Origin of the sequence: Prochlorococcus marinus, assembly GCF_001180245.1 — a bacterium.
Lineage (GTDB): Bacteria > Cyanobacteriota > Cyanobacteriia > PCC-6307 > Cyanobiaceae > Prochlorococcus_A > Prochlorococcus_A marinus_F.
The window spans coordinates 1-15,655 of sequence record NZ_CVSV01000045.1; the positions used below are offsets into that span (position 1 = coordinate 1).

General features: G+C 32.1%; 20 protein-coding genes. 9 read left to right on the plus strand and 11 right to left on the minus strand.

The window, feature by feature from the left end:
* From AMO19_RS01455 to rsgA, 5 genes are all read left to right on the plus strand, one after another.
* Nucleotides 1-216, plus strand: a 216-nt coding sequence (locus AMO19_RS01455; RefSeq protein ID WP_146255916.1) for a peptide-methionine (R)-S-oxide reductase, incomplete at its 5' end; no start/stop codon positions are given.
* Between the two features lie 74 nt (nucleotides 217-290).
* The gene (gene grpE / locus AMO19_RS01460; RefSeq protein ID WP_075507118.1) at nucleotides 291-1,010 is read left to right on the plus strand and encodes a nucleotide exchange factor GrpE; all 720 of its coding nucleotides are present in this window, start codon (nucleotides 291-293) and stop codon (nucleotides 1,008-1,010) included.
* Between the two features lie 29 nt (nucleotides 1,011-1,039).
* Nucleotides 1,040-2,164: a molecular chaperone DnaJ gene (dnaJ, locus tag AMO19_RS01465; RefSeq protein ID WP_075507045.1), complete on the plus strand. Its 1,125-nt coding sequence runs from the start codon at nucleotides 1,040-1,042 to the stop codon at nucleotides 2,162-2,164.
* Nucleotides 2,164-2,394 (plus strand): sulfurtransferase TusA family protein, encoded by a 231-nt coding sequence (locus AMO19_RS01470; RefSeq protein WP_075507046.1) that lies wholly within the window; start codon nucleotides 2,164-2,166, stop codon nucleotides 2,392-2,394. Before dnaJ ends, AMO19_RS01470 begins: the two co-directional genes overlap by 1 nt.
* A complete protein-coding gene (rsgA, locus tag AMO19_RS01475; RefSeq protein ID WP_075507047.1) occupies nucleotides 2,384-3,301 on the plus strand; it encodes a ribosome small subunit-dependent GTPase A in 918 nt (305 codons plus the stop codon). Before AMO19_RS01470 ends, rsgA begins: the two co-directional genes overlap by 11 nt.
* Here the strand turns inward: rsgA and AMO19_RS01480 are convergent.
* The 3 genes from AMO19_RS01480 to murC are packed head-to-tail and all read right to left on the minus strand — an operon-like array spanning nucleotide 3,267 to nucleotide 5,941.
* A complete protein-coding gene (locus AMO19_RS01480; RefSeq protein ID WP_075507048.1) occupies nucleotides 3,267-3,617 on the minus strand; it encodes a YbaB/EbfC family nucleoid-associated protein in 351 nt (116 codons plus the stop codon). The genes rsgA and AMO19_RS01480 overlap by 35 nt on opposite strands.
* A 17-nt stretch (nucleotides 3,618-3,634) precedes the next feature.
* The gene (gene murB, locus AMO19_RS01485) at nucleotides 3,635-4,528 is read right to left on the minus strand and encodes a UDP-N-acetylmuramate dehydrogenase (RefSeq protein WP_075507049.1); all 894 of its coding nucleotides are present in this window, start codon (nucleotides 4,526-4,528) and stop codon (nucleotides 3,635-3,637) included.
* 3 nt (nucleotides 4,529-4,531) lie between these two features.
* Nucleotides 4,532-5,941 (minus strand): UDP-N-acetylmuramate--L-alanine ligase, encoded by a 1,410-nt coding sequence (murC, locus tag AMO19_RS01490; RefSeq protein ID WP_075507050.1) that lies wholly within the window; start codon nucleotides 5,939-5,941, stop codon nucleotides 4,532-4,534.
* 193 nt (nucleotides 5,942-6,134) lie between these two features.
* On the opposite strand from murC, the gene gap reads away from it, so the two are divergent.
* Nucleotides 6,135-7,157 (plus strand): type I glyceraldehyde-3-phosphate dehydrogenase, encoded by a 1,023-nt coding sequence (gap, locus tag AMO19_RS01495; RefSeq protein ID WP_075507051.1) that lies wholly within the window; start codon nucleotides 6,135-6,137, stop codon nucleotides 7,155-7,157.
* On the opposite strand, the gene thiL is transcribed toward gap, so the two are convergent.
* Complete coding sequence (gene thiL, locus AMO19_RS01500; RefSeq protein ID WP_075507052.1) at nucleotides 7,158-8,144, minus strand: thiamine-phosphate kinase; 987 nt, start codon at nucleotides 8,142-8,144, stop codon at nucleotides 7,158-7,160.
* Nucleotides 8,137-9,228: a peptidylprolyl isomerase gene (locus AMO19_RS01505; RefSeq protein WP_075507053.1), complete on the minus strand. Its 1,092-nt coding sequence runs from the start codon at nucleotides 9,226-9,228 to the stop codon at nucleotides 8,137-8,139. Before AMO19_RS01505 ends, thiL begins: the two co-directional genes overlap by 8 nt.
* Nucleotides 9,229-9,271: 43 nt before the next feature.
* Here AMO19_RS01505 and efp point away from each other — a divergent pair, with 43 nt between their 5' ends.
* Both efp and accB read left to right on the plus strand, forming a co-directional pair.
* Nucleotides 9,272-9,832 carry an elongation factor P gene (gene efp, locus AMO19_RS01510; protein ID WP_075507119.1) on the plus strand — a complete coding sequence of 187 codons (561 nt, stop codon included), beginning with the start codon at nucleotides 9,272-9,274 and terminating at the stop codon, nucleotides 9,830-9,832.
* The gene (gene accB, locus AMO19_RS01515) at nucleotides 9,832-10,338 is read left to right on the plus strand and encodes an acetyl-CoA carboxylase biotin carboxyl carrier protein (protein WP_075507054.1); all 507 of its coding nucleotides are present in this window, start codon (nucleotides 9,832-9,834) and stop codon (nucleotides 10,336-10,338) included. Before efp ends, accB begins: the two co-directional genes overlap by 1 nt.
* Here the strand turns inward: accB and pdxA are convergent.
* The 5 genes from pdxA to AMO19_RS01545 all read right to left on the minus strand — a co-directional run bounded on the left by pdxA (nucleotide 10,315) and on the right by AMO19_RS01545 (nucleotide 14,102).
* On the minus strand, nucleotides 10,315-11,349 hold the full coding sequence (gene pdxA / locus AMO19_RS01520; protein ID WP_075507055.1) for a 4-hydroxythreonine-4-phosphate dehydrogenase PdxA: 1,035 nt from the start codon (nucleotides 11,347-11,349) through the stop codon (nucleotides 10,315-10,317). The two genes, accB and pdxA, sit on opposite strands and share 24 nt — an antisense overlap.
* A 22-nt stretch (nucleotides 11,350-11,371) precedes the next feature.
* Nucleotides 11,372-12,250 (minus strand): SDR family oxidoreductase, encoded by an 879-nt coding sequence (locus AMO19_RS01525; RefSeq protein WP_075507056.1) that lies wholly within the window; start codon nucleotides 12,248-12,250, stop codon nucleotides 11,372-11,374.
* A 262-nt stretch (nucleotides 12,251-12,512) separates the two neighbouring features.
* The gene (locus tag AMO19_RS01535; RefSeq protein WP_075507058.1) at nucleotides 12,513-12,911 is read right to left on the minus strand and encodes an HNH endonuclease; all 399 of its coding nucleotides are present in this window, start codon (nucleotides 12,909-12,911) and stop codon (nucleotides 12,513-12,515) included.
* A 163-nt stretch (nucleotides 12,912-13,074) separates the two neighbouring features.
* Nucleotides 13,075-13,533, minus strand: coding sequence for a DUF6554 family protein (locus AMO19_RS01540; protein ID WP_075507059.1), 459 nt, complete (start codon nucleotides 13,531-13,533; stop codon nucleotides 13,075-13,077).
* A gap of 59 nt (nucleotides 13,534-13,592) precedes the next feature.
* Nucleotides 13,593-14,102 (minus strand): AbrB family transcriptional regulator, encoded by a 510-nt coding sequence (locus AMO19_RS01545; RefSeq protein WP_075507060.1) that lies wholly within the window; start codon nucleotides 14,100-14,102, stop codon nucleotides 13,593-13,595.
* A gap of 132 nt (nucleotides 14,103-14,234) precedes the next feature.
* Here AMO19_RS01545 and AMO19_RS01550 point away from each other — a divergent pair, with 132 nt between their 5' ends.
* Nucleotides 14,235-14,432: a hypothetical protein gene (locus AMO19_RS01550; protein ID WP_025967735.1), complete on the plus strand. Its 198-nt coding sequence runs from the start codon at nucleotides 14,235-14,237 to the stop codon at nucleotides 14,430-14,432.
* Between the two features lies 1 nt (nucleotide 14,433).
* Here AMO19_RS01550 and AMO19_RS01555 read toward each other — a convergent pair whose 3' ends face one another.
* A complete protein-coding gene (locus AMO19_RS01555) occupies nucleotides 14,434-15,570 on the minus strand; it encodes a pyridoxal-phosphate-dependent aminotransferase family protein (RefSeq protein WP_075507120.1) in 1,137 nt (378 codons plus the stop codon).
* Nucleotides 15,571-15,655 lie beyond the last annotated feature (85 nt).

Consider the following 15,655-nt stretch of genomic DNA (forward strand, 5'->3'; position numbering starts at 1 on the left):
AAAAAATACGATAGCGGTACAGGATGGCCAAGTTTTTGGGATTCAATTCAAGGATCAGTAGAAACAAAAGTTGATTTCAAGTTAATTGTCCCAAGAACCGAATATCACTGCTCTCGATGCGGAGGTCATCAAGGGCATGTATTCAATGATGGGCCGCTTCCCACTGGTAAAAGATACTGTAACAATGGATTAGCATTAAAGTTTGTTCCTGATTAAATATTTGTGCGGCCTTCCGCAACTTGTTTTGTGCATCACTTTATTGGAAAATAGTTTTATTAAATTTTAGAAAAATGATTGAAAATCAATCAGACAATATTGATAATAAAGAAAATGATGTTTCTACCCAGGATAATTCTCCTGAAGATAGATCATCTACGCAAAATTCAACTACCGAAAATGATGAATTATCTTCTCAAAAAACAGAGGAAATAAATACTGAAGAATTAAAAAATACTATTTCAAATAATGATGCAAGATTAGAACAATTAGAAAAAGAGCATGAAACATTAAAAAATCAATATGTAAGGATTTCAGCAGATTTTGATAATTTTAGAAAAAGGCAGTCTAGGGATCAGGATGATTTAAAAATCCAACTCGTTTCAAAGACTTTAACTGCAATACTTCCTATTGTTGATAATTTTGAGAGAGCAAGACAACAACTTAAACCAGAAAGTGAAGAAGCTCAAGCTCTTCATAGAAGTTATCAAGGATTATATAAACAATTGGTAGAAGTTTTAAAACAACAGGGAGTGTCACCCATGAGAGTTGTTGGTCAACAATTTGATCCGAACTTGCATGAAGCTGTATTAAGAGAGCCTAGTGAAGAGTTTGAAGAGGATTTTATTATTGAAGAATTGCAGCGAGGATATCACCTAGAAGGTAAGGTTTTGAGACATGCATTGGTGAAGGTCTCTATGGGACCTGGTAAACAAAATTCACAACAGGAAGTAGAAAAGGATACAGTTGAAGGGGATGTTGATTCAGAGGCAAATACTTCTGAAAATGTATAAATTCCAAATTCTTATTTAAGCATTATCTAATGGCTGATTTTTACCAAATACTTGGAGTTTCAAGAGATGCTGATGCGGATACCCTAAAAAGGGCTTATAGAAAATTAGCAAGACAATATCATCCTGATGTTAATAAAGAACCTGGTGCTGAAGATAAGTTTAAAGAAATTGGTAAGGCTTATGAAGCATTAGCTGATCCTGAAACAAGAGCTAGATATGATCAGTTTGGAGAGGCTGGCCTTGGAGGTGCAGCTGGAATGCCTGATATGGGCGATATGGGTGGCTTTGCAGATTTATTTGAAACGTTTTTTAATGGCTTTGGTGGACAAAATCCCCAGGGTGGAAGAACTCAAAGAAGAGGCCCTCAACAAGGAGATGATCTAAGGTATGACCTCAATGTTGACTTTAAAGATGCAATATTTGGTCAACAAAGAGAAATTAAAATTCCTCATCTTGAGACATGTGAAATCTGTAGGGGAACAGGAGCCAAACCAGGCACCGGGCCAAAAACTTGTTCAACATGTGGGGGTAGTGGACAAGTGAGAAGAGCTACTAGAACACCTTTCGGTAATTTTACACAAGTAGCTGAATGTCCTTCATGCAATGGAGCTGGTCAGATAATTGCTGATCCATGTGTAAGTTGCGGCGGTAATGGAGTAAAGCAAGTCAGAAAAAAATTAAGAATTAATATTCCTGCAGGAGTTGATACAGGTACCAAATTAAGAGTTTCCGGAGAGGGTAATGTTGGTTTGAAAGGAGGTCCACCAGGAGATCTTTATGTTTTTATCAAGGTTAAGAATGATTCAAAACTTAAAAGAGATGGTGTGACTATTTACTCAGAAATAAATGTTAGTTATTTACAGGCCATTTTAGGTGATACTGTTGAAATTACTACAGTTGATGGAAATGTTAATTTAAAAATTCCAAGTGGTACACAGCCAAATACAACTCTCTCACTTGAGAATAAAGGGGTACCTAGACTTGGTAATCCCGTTGCTAGAGGAAATCATGAAGTTTTAGTAAAAGTAAAATTGCCAACTCGTATAACTGAAGAAGAACGAAAGCTCTTAGAAGGTTTAGCTTCTCAATATTCAGACAAAAGTATTAATTCCAGTAGTGGACTTTTTAGTAAATTATTTGGTAAAGAATCCTAATGATTTCTTTAAAGCATTTGGATCTTAAATCTGTTCCATGTCCTTTAAATGTTGTCAAAATCAAATTGGCTTTGGAAAAATTATCCAAAAATGAACACCTTATAGTTGAACTAGATAAAGGGGAACCAGAAGAAATGGTATTAAATAACTTAAAAGAGATGGGATGTTTGTTTGAGCCAATTAAAGAAAGTGAAAAATTTATAAAAATAAAAATATTGAATGAAAATTAATAGTAAAAATTTAGGTTTAGTTACGAAAAAATTTAATGAGTTTTTTTTAGTTGACTTAAAAAATCAAGAAAACTTTGAAAATAGCGATAAATTTTTATGCAAGGTGAAGAAGTCTATAAATTTCAAGGATCAATTAATTTATGTTGGTGACGAAGTAATAATTGACAATATTGATTTACAAAGCAAACGTGCAGTAATAACAAGTCTTATAAAAAGAAAAAATTTATTAGTTAGACCCTCAGTTGCTAATATTTCTAACATATACGTAACTTTTTCAGTTGAAGAGCCAGAGTTAAATTTATCTCAAGTGAATAGGTTTTTGATATCAGCAGAATCTATGGGTGTTGAGGTGTCATTAGTTTTGACAAAATGTGATTTAATTTCAGATTTAAGAAGATCTTCATTAATTAATAAATTTGAGAAATGGGGCTATCAAACAATAACTTTAAATTTAGAGAGATCTGATTACTTTAATAATTTCTTAGCTGAATTAAAGCAAAAAAAGTGTTCAATTTTTATGGGTCCATCAGGTGTTGGCAAAACTACTTTGCTTAATATGATAATTCCTGGTCTTCAAAATAATACTTCTCCAGTTTCAAATAAAATTAAGAGAGGTAAAAACACTACTCGAAATGTTGAGTTATTTTCAATTTCGAATCAAAGTTACATTGTGGATACTCCTGGTTTTAATATGCAACCTCTAGAGGTTGATATTAAGTTGTTACCAAATCTTTATTCAGAGATATATAAACAGGTAATCGAAGAAGGAATTAAGTGTAAATTTCGTAACTGCTTACATTTAAAAGACGATGGATGTAATTTAAATAAATCCTTCGAAAGATATCCTTTTTATAAAGACATGATTGAGTCTTCTAAGAGTCACTATTATCAAAACCAGGAAGATTAAGATTTAATCCACCAGTCAAGTCATTCATCCTTTCTTTCATAGTTGTAGTTGATAATTCATGAGCTTTTTTAATAGCTTGTAGAATGTTTTGCTCTATTTTTTCTTTATCTGCGTTTAAAAAATTTTCTTGTACTTCTACCTTTAAAGGAAGTTGATTTCCACTTATCCAGACTTTTATCATTTCATCATCACTTTTTCCTTCAATCTCCATATTTTCAAGTTCATCTTGTAATTTTTGAGCATCTTGCTGAATTTGTTTAGCTTTTTTAAAAGCTTCTGTAAGTTGTCCAAAGTTAGGAAGTCCAAAACCCGCCATTTTGTAAAAAAGTTTCTTTAGTTAGGATAGTCAAAACCAATCATTCTTACTTCTGGTTGCAAAAAAATTCCCTTGTTTTGTAGTACTTTTTGTTGAATTACTGTTATTAATTCATAAATATCTTTTGAACTTGCTGAAGAAGTGTTAATTATAAAATTTGAATGTATTGTAGAAATTTCAGCACCTCCAATTTTAAATCCTTTTAAACCTATTTCATCAATTAATTTTGCTGCATAATTATTTTGAGGATTTTTAAAAACACTACCAAAACTTGGCTGATGATATGGTTGTGTGTCTGTTTTTAATTTAAGGTTATTTTTGGTTGTTTGAATTAATTGTTCTAGATTCCCATTAGGCTCAAAATGTAGTTTTGCACTAATAATTGTTAAATCATTTTTTTGAAAAGAACTAAATCTATACTCAAAGTTTATATCTTTTTTTTCAATTTCAAGTTTCTCATTAGTTTTATTGTTTATAACTTTTACGGAAATAAGATTTTTTGCCAGAGATAAATTGCCTGTGCCAGCATTCATATAAATTGCCCCTCCTAATGTTCCTGGAATTCCGACAGCCCATTCACCTCCTTGTAATCCATTTTTAGCAAGAGAATTAGATAATGTTGGGAGCATCACACCTGCTTCCGCCTCAACAATTCCTGAATATGGCTCTATCTTTAATGATTTTAATTTTTTTGTGCACACAACTAAGCCTTTTATAAAAATATTATTTATTAAAAGATTGGAACCTGCGCCAATTATTTGACATCTTTGTTTGTTTAAATTAGCCCATTTTATTAGATGTGAAAATTCTTCAATGCTTTTTGGCTCAGCAAAATATTCAGCTACTCCTCCCACTTTTATAGTTGTATAACTACTTAAATTACATTTTTCAGAAAAAATTTTTTTATTCATAAATTAGTTATTTTTTTCATTTAAAATTGACCAGAAATTATGACAATCACCAGCTCCCATATTCAAAATTAAATCACCTTTTTGAGTTAATTGATAAAAATTCTTTGTAACTTCATGATAATTATTTATGTAACATACATTTTTATTTTTTTTATAAATCATATCAGTGATAATTTTCGAAGTAATTTTATCTTCGTTTACTTCCCCTGCCCCATAAATACTGGTTATATAAATAACATCTGCTTTCGATAATTCTTCAGCGAACTCTTTAATAAATTTCTTTACTCGAGAGTATCTATGAGGTTGAAATATAGCTATTAATCTTCTTTTTTGAGATTCCTTATTATTTTTTTGCTGAATAAATAATCTTCCTAATTGAATCGTCTCTTTTATTTCGTTTGGGTGATGCGCGTAATCATCATATAAACTTCTTTGATCTATTTGGCCTCTGAATTCAAATCTTTTTTTTGGTAGTTTCAGATATTTTATATTTTTTTTAATTTCCAAAAAATCTACTCCTATCATTCTTGAAGCTGCTATTGCTGCAGTGACATTAGATAGATTGTGTAAACCTGGAATCGGAATATTTAAACTACTAATAAAATTTCCATTTTCATAGTATTTTCCAATTGTATACTTTGAATTAATTTCAGCTGGGATTATTGCATAAGCTACGTTTTCTGACGTAGTGTTTGACCACTTGTAATTAGAATAAAAATTATTTCTTGAAATTTCACAATCAAAATTAAGTAATAATTTTTTAGAGTTTGTAGCGAAACTTTTAAAAGAAGATATGACTTCACTTAAATTAGAAAAGTGATCGCAATGATCAAAATCGATGTTATTGATTATTCCAATATCAGATTTATATTTGTTAATTGTCCCATCAGATTCATCAACTTCAGCCACTAAGAATTTTGTATTTTCTAAATGACAATTAGAGTTGTAAATAGGAATTATTCCTCCAGTTATTGAAGAAGAATTACCTGTACATAATTCAAGTATTGTAGATAGAAATGTACTGGTTGATGTTTTTCCGTGACTGCCAGCTACCGCCAATGTAGTATAAGTACGCATTAGCATTGCGAGTATATCTGAACGATGTTTTATTGATAAATTTTTTTCTCTGCAGTATAAAAATTCTTCATTTTCTGGCTTGATCGCGGAGCTTACAACAAAATTAATCAATTTGTTGGTAAATTTTGAAATAACAAATTTAATATTTTGTTGAATTTGAGAAGTAAAGATTACTGCACCTAATTTCTCCAATTTTTTAGTTTCATTATTTTTAACTAAATCAGATCCTGAAACTGAACAACCTTTTTTAAGTAAACCTATTGCTAATGCTGACATTCCAATACCTCCAATCCCAATGAAATGAAAATGACTTTTCAACAGTAATTTTTTATCCAATGTTTTTCTTTTGCTTAAATCAAAATAACTTCTAGGTAAAATTTTGCTATTTTTTCTTAAAAAAAAATGTTTTTTTTTCTTGAATTAATACAAAACTAGACTTATTTGCTTAATAAATCAAAAAAACCTTACGTTATTGCACAAAATTCAGTATGATCAGCAACTTAGGTTAATCATTTAGAAATTATTAGTTATGACTTTGCGTGTTGCAATTAACGGCTTTGGCAGAATTGGTCGAAACTTTATGCGTTGTTGGCTTAGTAGAGGGGCTTACACCAATATTGAAGTAGTTGGAATTAACGTTACCTCAGATCCTAAGACTAATGCTCATCTATTAAAGTATGACTCAGTTCTTGGTCAACTTGATGGTGTTGATATTCAATATACTGATGATACTTTTGTAATTAATAACAAGACTATTAAATGTTTTTCTGATAGAAACCCATTGAATCTCCCTTGGAAGGACTGGGGTGTAGATTTAGTTATTGAATCTACTGGGGTATTTAACACAGACGTAGGTGCAAGTAAGCATTTAGAGGTAGGAGCAAAAAAAGTTATCTTAACTGCTCCTGGAAAAGGCGATGGCGTTGGTACTTATGTAGTTGGAGTTAATGCTGATACATACAAACACAAAGATTATGATATTTTAAGTAATGCCAGTTGTACAACGAACTGTTTAGCTCCAGTAGTTAAAGTTTTAGACCAAACTTTTGGGATTAACAAAGGTTTGATGACTACAATTCATAGTTATACAGGAGATCAAAGAATTTTAGATAATAGTCATAGAGATCTAAGAAGGGCTAGAGCCGCTGCTACAAACATTGTTCCTACTTCTACAGGTGCTGCAAAAGCAGTAGCACTGGTATACCCAGAAATGAAAGGCAAATTAACAGGAATTGCAATGAGAGTTCCAACTCCTAACGTTTCAGCAGTAGATTTCGTATTTGAATCTTCTAAATCTGTCACAACCGAAGAAGTCAATAACGCTCTCAAGGAAGCATCTCTAAGCTCAATGCAAGGCATCATCAAGTACGGAGATGAACCATTAGTGTCAAGCGATTATGCAGGTACTAATGAATCATCAATTGTGGATAGTGACCTTACTATGTGTATCGGAGATAATCTTGTAAAGGTTCTTGCATGGTATGACAATGAGTGGGGTTATAGTCAGAGAGTTGTAGATTTAGCTGAGATTGTTGCTAAAAATTGGGAATAATTAAAAGTGTTTGAAAGGTTTGTTATTGAGTAATTTATTTTTTTTATTATCTTTAAATTCTATTGATGGTTTACCATCAACAAAAAACCCAATTTCGTAAATATCTTTATTAAGTTTAGATATATTTTTTGCCCATTCTTTTGGTAATGAGAAAACTAATTCATAGTCTTCACCTCCAAAAAAATAATATTCGTCCCATTTATCTCCTTTAGGCCAATCTTTATCTTTAGGTATTTTTTCATAATTTATTATCGCTTTACAGTTGCTAGCAATTGCTAAATCTTGTAAGGCTTGAAATAGACCATCACTGCTATCAGTGCATCCTACTCTCGTTAGTTTTTTATTGGCGCGAGTTGTGAGAAGATTATTTAGAAAATTTGGGTAGACTTTAGGGCGGCAAAAATGTTCAATGGACTTCCTGATTAATTTTTTATTAAGAGAAAAATCATTATCGAAATTAACTTTATTTTGTATCATAAATCCTAGTTTGCTAAGACCATGAATTCCTGTAGTTAAGATTATATCTCCTGGTTTACACGCGTTTCTTCGCAATTCAAGTTCACCTTGAATTCCAAAGGCCGTAATTGCAATTATTTTTTCATTTCCCTTTGAGCAATCTCCCCCTAGAATCATCCCGCCATATTCTTTTAATGCTTTATTTATTCCTTTGTATAATTCTTCAACCCAAATCCACTCAGTTCTAGCAGGTAGAACTAGGCTGATTGTAATACCTATAGTTTGCTTGCTTCCACTTGATAATAAGTCAGAGATGTTGCTAACAACTGCTTTCCAACCCAGGTCCCCAGGACAAATAGTAATGTCATTGAAATGAACATTTTCTACCAAAGAATCACTATTAACAAGTATATTTTCATTTTTAGTTTTGATTAAAGCACAATCATCTGAAATTTGGTTTTTAGGCATAAATTTTCTTAGCCTATTTATTAATTCTTTTTCCCCTATATCTTCTAATATTTCTTTATGCATGTAATTTGAGGTTTTCAATCCCATCTAAAACATCAATCGAAATTATTGTGTCATCTTTAGTAAGCTCTTCTAATACATCAAATCCATCTATAACGTAACCAAAGGCAGCATTCCTCCCGTCAATTAAATTGCGACCTGCTGGATTTAATTCTGCTTCATATAAAAAGAAGAAAAATTGCGATGAGCCATCATCAACTGCGGTATTTGAATGGGACCATCCTAGAGTTCCAAGTGTTGCAAATGGCAATGTTGGCGTCTCTGTGTAAAGACCTAAATCTTCAAAAGTTTGATTATAAAAAGTATCTTTTTCATCAGGAATTCTAATTTCTAAGGGAACGTGACGTTCTTCGTTTGTTTCAGGATCTACGTAACCAATATCTTCACCAATTGGATCACCTGTTTGCAGTACAAAAAATTCTTCTGCTCTGTTGATAGGTAAGTCTTTGTAGAAGTTTTTTGAAGATAAATCTATAAATGCTCCTGCTGTAAGTGGAGCGTTAAATCCATCCACAATAGCTTGCATATCTCCTTTCGAGGTTTTTATATTAACCTTTGCTCTGCCTAGTAATCTTGGTAAATTATCAAATTCCTGGGGAATAGAGTATGGAAATTCGTTTGGTAGAAAATATTCTTCTAATCCACCTATTTTATCTAAAGCATCTCTTCGGGTCGTTATAAATGAGTATTTATCCTTTGATTTAGAGTAATCTTGAAGATTTTCAAGATTATCTTTGAGTTCTAAAAATGTTTTTTCAGCAATTTTCTTTTTATCGTTAGGTAATTCTTTAATAATTTTACTCTGGTATTTTTTTAGTAAAGATTGACATTTTGTAACAGTTTTCGTGAGAGCGGGCCATCTTCCTCCTCTTACAAGGTCACTAGTTTCTTCCAATTTGTGTTGAAGTTCTTGTAACTCAACTTGCTTGATAGGGAGTGCGTTTCTGAGGATTGCACTAGGGTCTTTTACTGCATTTCCAGTAGGCAAATCAGCTAGTACTTGAATCGGTTTTAAGAGAAAAAACTGTAAAATTACAATCGATAGAATTACGAAAAGTTTGTTCTGATTTGATAAGAATTTTTGCATAGCACTCTTGCAGGTTTATGATCCTTGGGGATGTAATACAGGAATGATTTCCAGTAACGATTTTCGCACAGGTACTACCATCGAATTGGATGGACAAGTTTGGCGTGTTGTAGAATTTCTACATGTCAAGCCTGGCAAGGGTTCTGCTTTCGTGCGAACAAAATTAAAATCAGTTCAAAGCGGCAACGTAGTTGAAAAAACTTTTCGAGCCGGAGAATCAGTACAGCAGGCTATCCTTGAGAAGTCTAACCTGCAACACACTTATGTGGAGTCTGGTGATTATGTTTTTATGGATATGACAAGTTTTGAGGAGACAAGACTTTCTTCAGAACAAATCGGTAAGGGTGCTAAGTATTTGAAAGAGGGTATGGAGGTTAATGTAATTTTCCATAATGGTAAAGTTTTAGAAGTAGAACTTCCAATATCTATTACTTTGAAAGTTACAGAGACTGATCCTGGAGTTAAAGGTGATACTGCTAGTGGGGGCACGAAACCAGCTATTCTAGAAACAGGTGCTCAAGTTATGGTTCCTTTATTTATTTCTGTTGGAGAAATGATTAAAGTTGATACCCGTAATGATAGTTATCTTGGACGTGAAAATTAATGGCTATGAAATTAGATCATGATGACTTAAATCGCTTAATAGAGAAAATCTCTACAAGCGATATTCAAGAATTCTCACTAGAGGGAGAAGATTTTAAACTCGAAATAAAAAGGAACTTATTTGATCAAAATCAAGTTGTTAATAATTTAGTATCTAATACTTCATTTGATAGGCAAACAATTGCTAATGAAAAAACTTTCAATAATAATATCCCAGTTGCTAATGAGCCTGAAGCGCCTCAGGTAGCCCCTCCTGGGCGCTCTGACCTTACTGAAATAACATCACCTATGGTTGGAACCTTTTACAGAGCGGCAGCTCCTGGCGAGGACCCATTCGTAGAAGTTGGAAACATTGTTAAGGTCGGCCAAACTATTTGCATTTTGGAAGCTATGAAGTTAATGAATGAAATTGAATCTGAATTTAACGCTGAAATAGTAGAGATTCTCGTTGAAAATGGAACACCAGTTGAATTTGGTCAAGTTTTAATGCGTGTTAAGCAGTCTTGAATTATTGGTCATTTCTACAGCAGCTTTTATAGCCTCAATCATACTGTGAGATTCAGCTACTCCTTTTCCAGCAATATCAAATCCCGTCCCATGATCTGGGGATGTTCTTATAAACGGCAAACCTATTGTGGTATTTACTGAGTAATTAAGAGCTATTATTTTCATTGGTATTAAACCTTGATCATGATACATGGCGAGAATACCATCATGCTTTTCCGCATCTTTATAATTCCATGCTTTTACGGAAGAATTCCAACAACTATCTGGTGATAAAGGGCCTAACAATTTAATACCTCTATTCTTTTTATTCCAAGCAATCAATGAATCATTGAGCCAATCTTTTTCTTCACTGCCCAAAATCCCCTCTTCACCAGCATGAGGGTTTAATCCTGCTACTTTTAAAGTAGGTTTATCAACATAGGTATTACAAAAATCTTTGAAAAGGTTTAGTTTTGAATGGATTAATTCTGGAGTTAATTGATTGGGAACCTCACAAAGAGCTATGTGAGTTGTAGCTAGTAGCGTATTGAATCTCCATCCTGTGATTGGTGATTTTGCTGTAAATAACATTCCAACATTTTTAACTCCACACGATTTTGCTAATACTTCAGTTTGACCAGAGAAGTAATGACCTGATAGTGACCATGATTTCTTGCAAATTGGTCCAGTTACAAGTGCTGAATTAGGATGTTGTTTTACAAGTTCAATTGCTTTTGTTAAGTAATAGAAACTTGCATTACCATAACTTGATTTAGAATCATTATCTGCTGAGGAAATTTCGAGATCATGTATTTCTAAATCTTTAGGATTTGCAAGGTTTTCTAATCCTAGGGATCTAAGATGGTTGTAAGTATTTTGTAAATTTCTTTTTGATCCAACCAATATAAAGTCAATATTGTCTGATATCTCATTAGAACAAAGTGCTTTTAAAATTATTTCGGGTCCAATACCTGACTCATCTCCCACGCTTATTACTAGCTTCAAATCCTTTTTTGTATTCTGAAAATTCATAAAGAGTTTTTAAATTTATTTTTTAACTATTCAAATAGCAATTTTTTAAACCTATTTTATAGTTTTTATAAATTAGTTTATATCCGAGTGTTTCGCATAGTAGTTTATTGGAAACTCTTCTATTTTCCATCCAAAAAGATTGAGCGATAGGTGATAATTCTTTTTTTGCATCTTCAAATAACACTGGCCTTGGCATCGTTAAGCCAAGTAAATCGTAGCAATATTGAATAACTTCTATCTGAGAACAGGGTTGATCATCTGCAATATTAATAATCTGATAAAACTTTAATGAATTTTTATTTTGTAATAGATAGATAATTGCATTAGTAATATCAGCAACATGAATTCTTGAAAATACCTGATTTTTTTTAGATATAACACGAACTTTTTTATCTTTTATTGCTTCAAAAGTGGATCGTCCAGGTCCATAAATACCAGGTAACCTAAAAATTTGTACAGGTAAACCGGATTCAAGCCATTCTTTTTCACAATTTAATCTTTTATGACTTCTTTCCTGAACAGGGTTTGGATTATCAATTTCGGAAACCCAATCACCCTTAGTGTTACCGTAAACTCCTGTTGTAGATAAATAGCCAACCCATTCAAGGGATAAACTTTTTAGCTGATCCTTAAGACTGCTTAATACGGGATCTTTTCCATTCTTGTCGGGAGGTATGCAACTAAGAATATGTGTGACTCCATCAAAAGTTTTTTTGGTAGGAATAATACCGATTTCGCTGTTGAATAGGAAACTATCTGGATCTTTTTTTTCAGATCTCGAACTTATTAAAGCGGTATAACCTAATTGTCTAATTTTTTTTGCAAAGAAACTACCGCTGAACCCACATCCGAAGATTAAAAATTTATTTTTACTATTTAGTGAACTTGCGGAATTCTTCATGTGTTGATAAAGTAGTACATATGTATTATTAATGATGAAGGCAGTTCTTAAACCTGAATTAAAATTAAAAACTTATTGCATTAGCAAAAGTTATAGTCGTCTTAAAGAAAAAGAAATCAGTTTTATTAACTTTAAATTCTATCAAAAACTATTTGTACTTCTTATTTCATTTTCGACAATTTTAATATTCCCAGAATCGCCAAGAGAACTGGAAAATATATGTGAGAGTTATAACGCTAAAAAAATATGTAATGTTTGGTGATCAAGCTGCTCTGTATTCTGATCCATCTTTTCCGTTATTTTTATTAACCTGAAAATTAGGATTAGCCCATTGCAGTAATCTTATCGCTAGTCTTAAATCTCCATCTAACCAAGCTCTTATAGCCATTGCTCTTCGAGGATCATAAAATTTTTGTCTTCTATACCAATACAAAGCATTTTCATCTGATTTATCACCATTACAGGAAAGGCATGCTGGTACACAGTTTTCCGTTGTACTTAAGCCTCCTTGGCTTCTTGGTATTACATGGTCAATAGATTCGGAAGTTTTTCCGCAATATATACAACTCTTTCCTGTAAACTTATGAATAGATTTTCGCCATTGTCTTAATCTGAACTTAGGACATAAATCCTCTAAAAACACCGCATCATTAATATGCATTCAGAATATTTAGTTAAATAAATGATGGCTTGAATATGTTAAAAGTCAATAATTATTTATGCTTTTTAGCCTTCATTGGCCAGAAAAAATATTTTTTAGTGTGTTTAGATACAAAATAGTATTTAGTAAATTTAGAAAAAATTATTATCTTTATAAAAATTGATTAATAACTATATCTGTCAAATGTTTCATCAGTAAATTCTTCAGAAATTTCTTTATTAGTCTCTTCTAATTCTTTTTCTAATTTTATTCTTTTGTTTTCTCTATCTTGTGCTTCTTTTTCTTTTCTGTTTTTTTCTTTTTCTAAATCTCGCATTAGTTTTCTATTTGGATGCAGATTATCTAAATATTCAACGCAATAACTAAATTTTTCTTTTTCTCGTATAACTGTTTCTGTTATTTGCGCTGCTGCATTTTTAGGTGAAACTTTGAATAATCCTCCTTTTTGTTTTTTTATATATGTATAAGCCGCATCCCAACTACTTTCATGGTCATTTCCCCCATCTCGCATAGTACAAAAAATTTGTGCACCAAATGAACTTGCATTTGCTTTTGGAGTAGTAAGAGTTAGAGGTGTGAAAATTACCAACGAAAATAATATTAGTTTTTTAAATCTTTTCATTAGTCGTTTATATTCTATTTAAAAATATCTTTTATTATGAATATGTCTATAGAAATTTACTATTTAATTAATCCAAATATATTCAAGCATTTCACAACTAATGGAAGAATTAGAAGCACAGTAATCAATCTTACTGCGTGAAGAGTTGCTACTGCTGCTCCTACTCCGTATTCCGACCCAACAAGACTCATTCCGCTAATTCCCCCTGGTGCAGCTCCTAGAATTGTTGTTATTAAGTCTAAATTAAGTAATCTGCTTGTCCATAATCCAATCGCTAATCCAGTAAGAACTAAAGTAAACGTTATTAATATTGCTGGCCTCCATAAGTTTTGAATATCAACTAATGAGTCTTTTGTTAATGATGTACCAATGACAGTTCCAATTCCAATCTCCAAGATTGTTCTTGTGCCGATTGGCCACTCTGCTACATTGACTTTGCCACTGATGCTAAGTATGCTTGCGCCTATTAAAGCACCTGCAAGAGGCGCAGCAGGAATACCCGTTTTTAGAGCTAAAGCACCAAAAATTCCTCCTGCAATTAGATAGTAGAGTAGATTTATGTTTAGCATAAATTTGAGAGAGTTTTGATCAATATATTAATAAAAAATTTTTTTTCTTAAGTTTTTAATCAAATAATATTTTTGTTTCCTCTCGTAATGTCCCCTTTTGTTGGCATAATATTAGATAAAGCATGAATTTTTATGTCTTCAAAAATTTCATACAAAGAAAATAAAAACCGTATCAAGAAAAAATTATCTTTCTTTGAAGGTGGTCACCAGTTAGAAAAATTAGAGTTTGCCCTCGCAATAGCTCAAACTAAGGGTGATGAAAAAAAATCAATAGTTCTTAGAAAAAAGATTGTTGAATTAGGCGGAAATGTTGAAGAGCCAGGAACTTAACTCAATTTCCTGCAAGATGTTTAGATACCTCAGCTAATGCTTCACCAGCTTGCTGAGTTGTAATTTTTCCAAGACTTAGAAGAGTATTACTTATAGCAGAAACTACTGTAATAATATCTCTATCATTAACATAACCTAAGTGCCCGACTCTAAATATTTTTCCTTTTAAATGATCTTGTCCCCCAGCAAGTAAAATATCAAAATTATTTTTTATTGTTTTTCTAAATTCTTCAGCATCCATTTCTCCAGTTTTTATTGCTGTAATTGAAGGGCTTAAGTATTTTTCGTCAGCAAATAATTTTAAATTTAAAGCCTTCGTTGCATTGCTTACCGCTAATTTATGTTTATTGTGTCTGAAGAAAATGTTATCTAAGCCTTCTTCTCTCATCATTTTTAAAGCTTCATCTAAAGCAAAAATTAAATTAACTGCTGGAGTATATGGATTACTGTTGCTTAAAAGACTCTTTCTATAGGATTTTAAATTTAAATAAAATTTTGGTAAGTTAGATTTCTCTGTAGCTTCCCAAGCTTTTTGGCTCATTGATATAAAACTAAGCCCTGGGGGTATCATATATCCTTTTTGTGATCCTGAAGCAACAACATCTAATTCCCATTCATCTACTGGTACACTGCAAGCTCCAAGACTTGTAACGCAGTCAACAATTGATAAAGCTGTGTTGTGTTCGCGAATATATGTACTTATAGTTTTTAGATCATTAATTACACCTGTGGAAGTTTCAGAATGAGTCAAGATAACTGCTTTTATTTCTTTTTGTTTATCTTCCTCTAATACCTTTTTGAATTCTTCTGGATCAAGCGGAGTGCCCCATTCTGAATCAATATTTATAACTTCTAAACCAAATTCTTTTGCAACTTTTACCCATCTTTCACCAAATTTTCCATTTTCTCCACAAATTACTTTATCTCCTTTACTTAAGGTATTTATTATTCCAGCTTCCATTGCGGCAGTTCCACTACCAGTAATTGTTAGAACATCATTTTGAGTTTGATGAAGCCATTGTAAGTTTTTGGTAGTGCTCTCAACGAGATCTTGGAATTCTTTACTACGATGTCCTATTGGATGCTTACTTAATGCGTGTAAAACTTTTTCTGGAACTGGTGTGGGTCCAGGAATCATCAATGATAATTTTTGTTGTATGGCCACTTTTTGTGAAATAGGTCATTCTTAGATTAGTTCTCATTATATATTTTTCAATTACTTG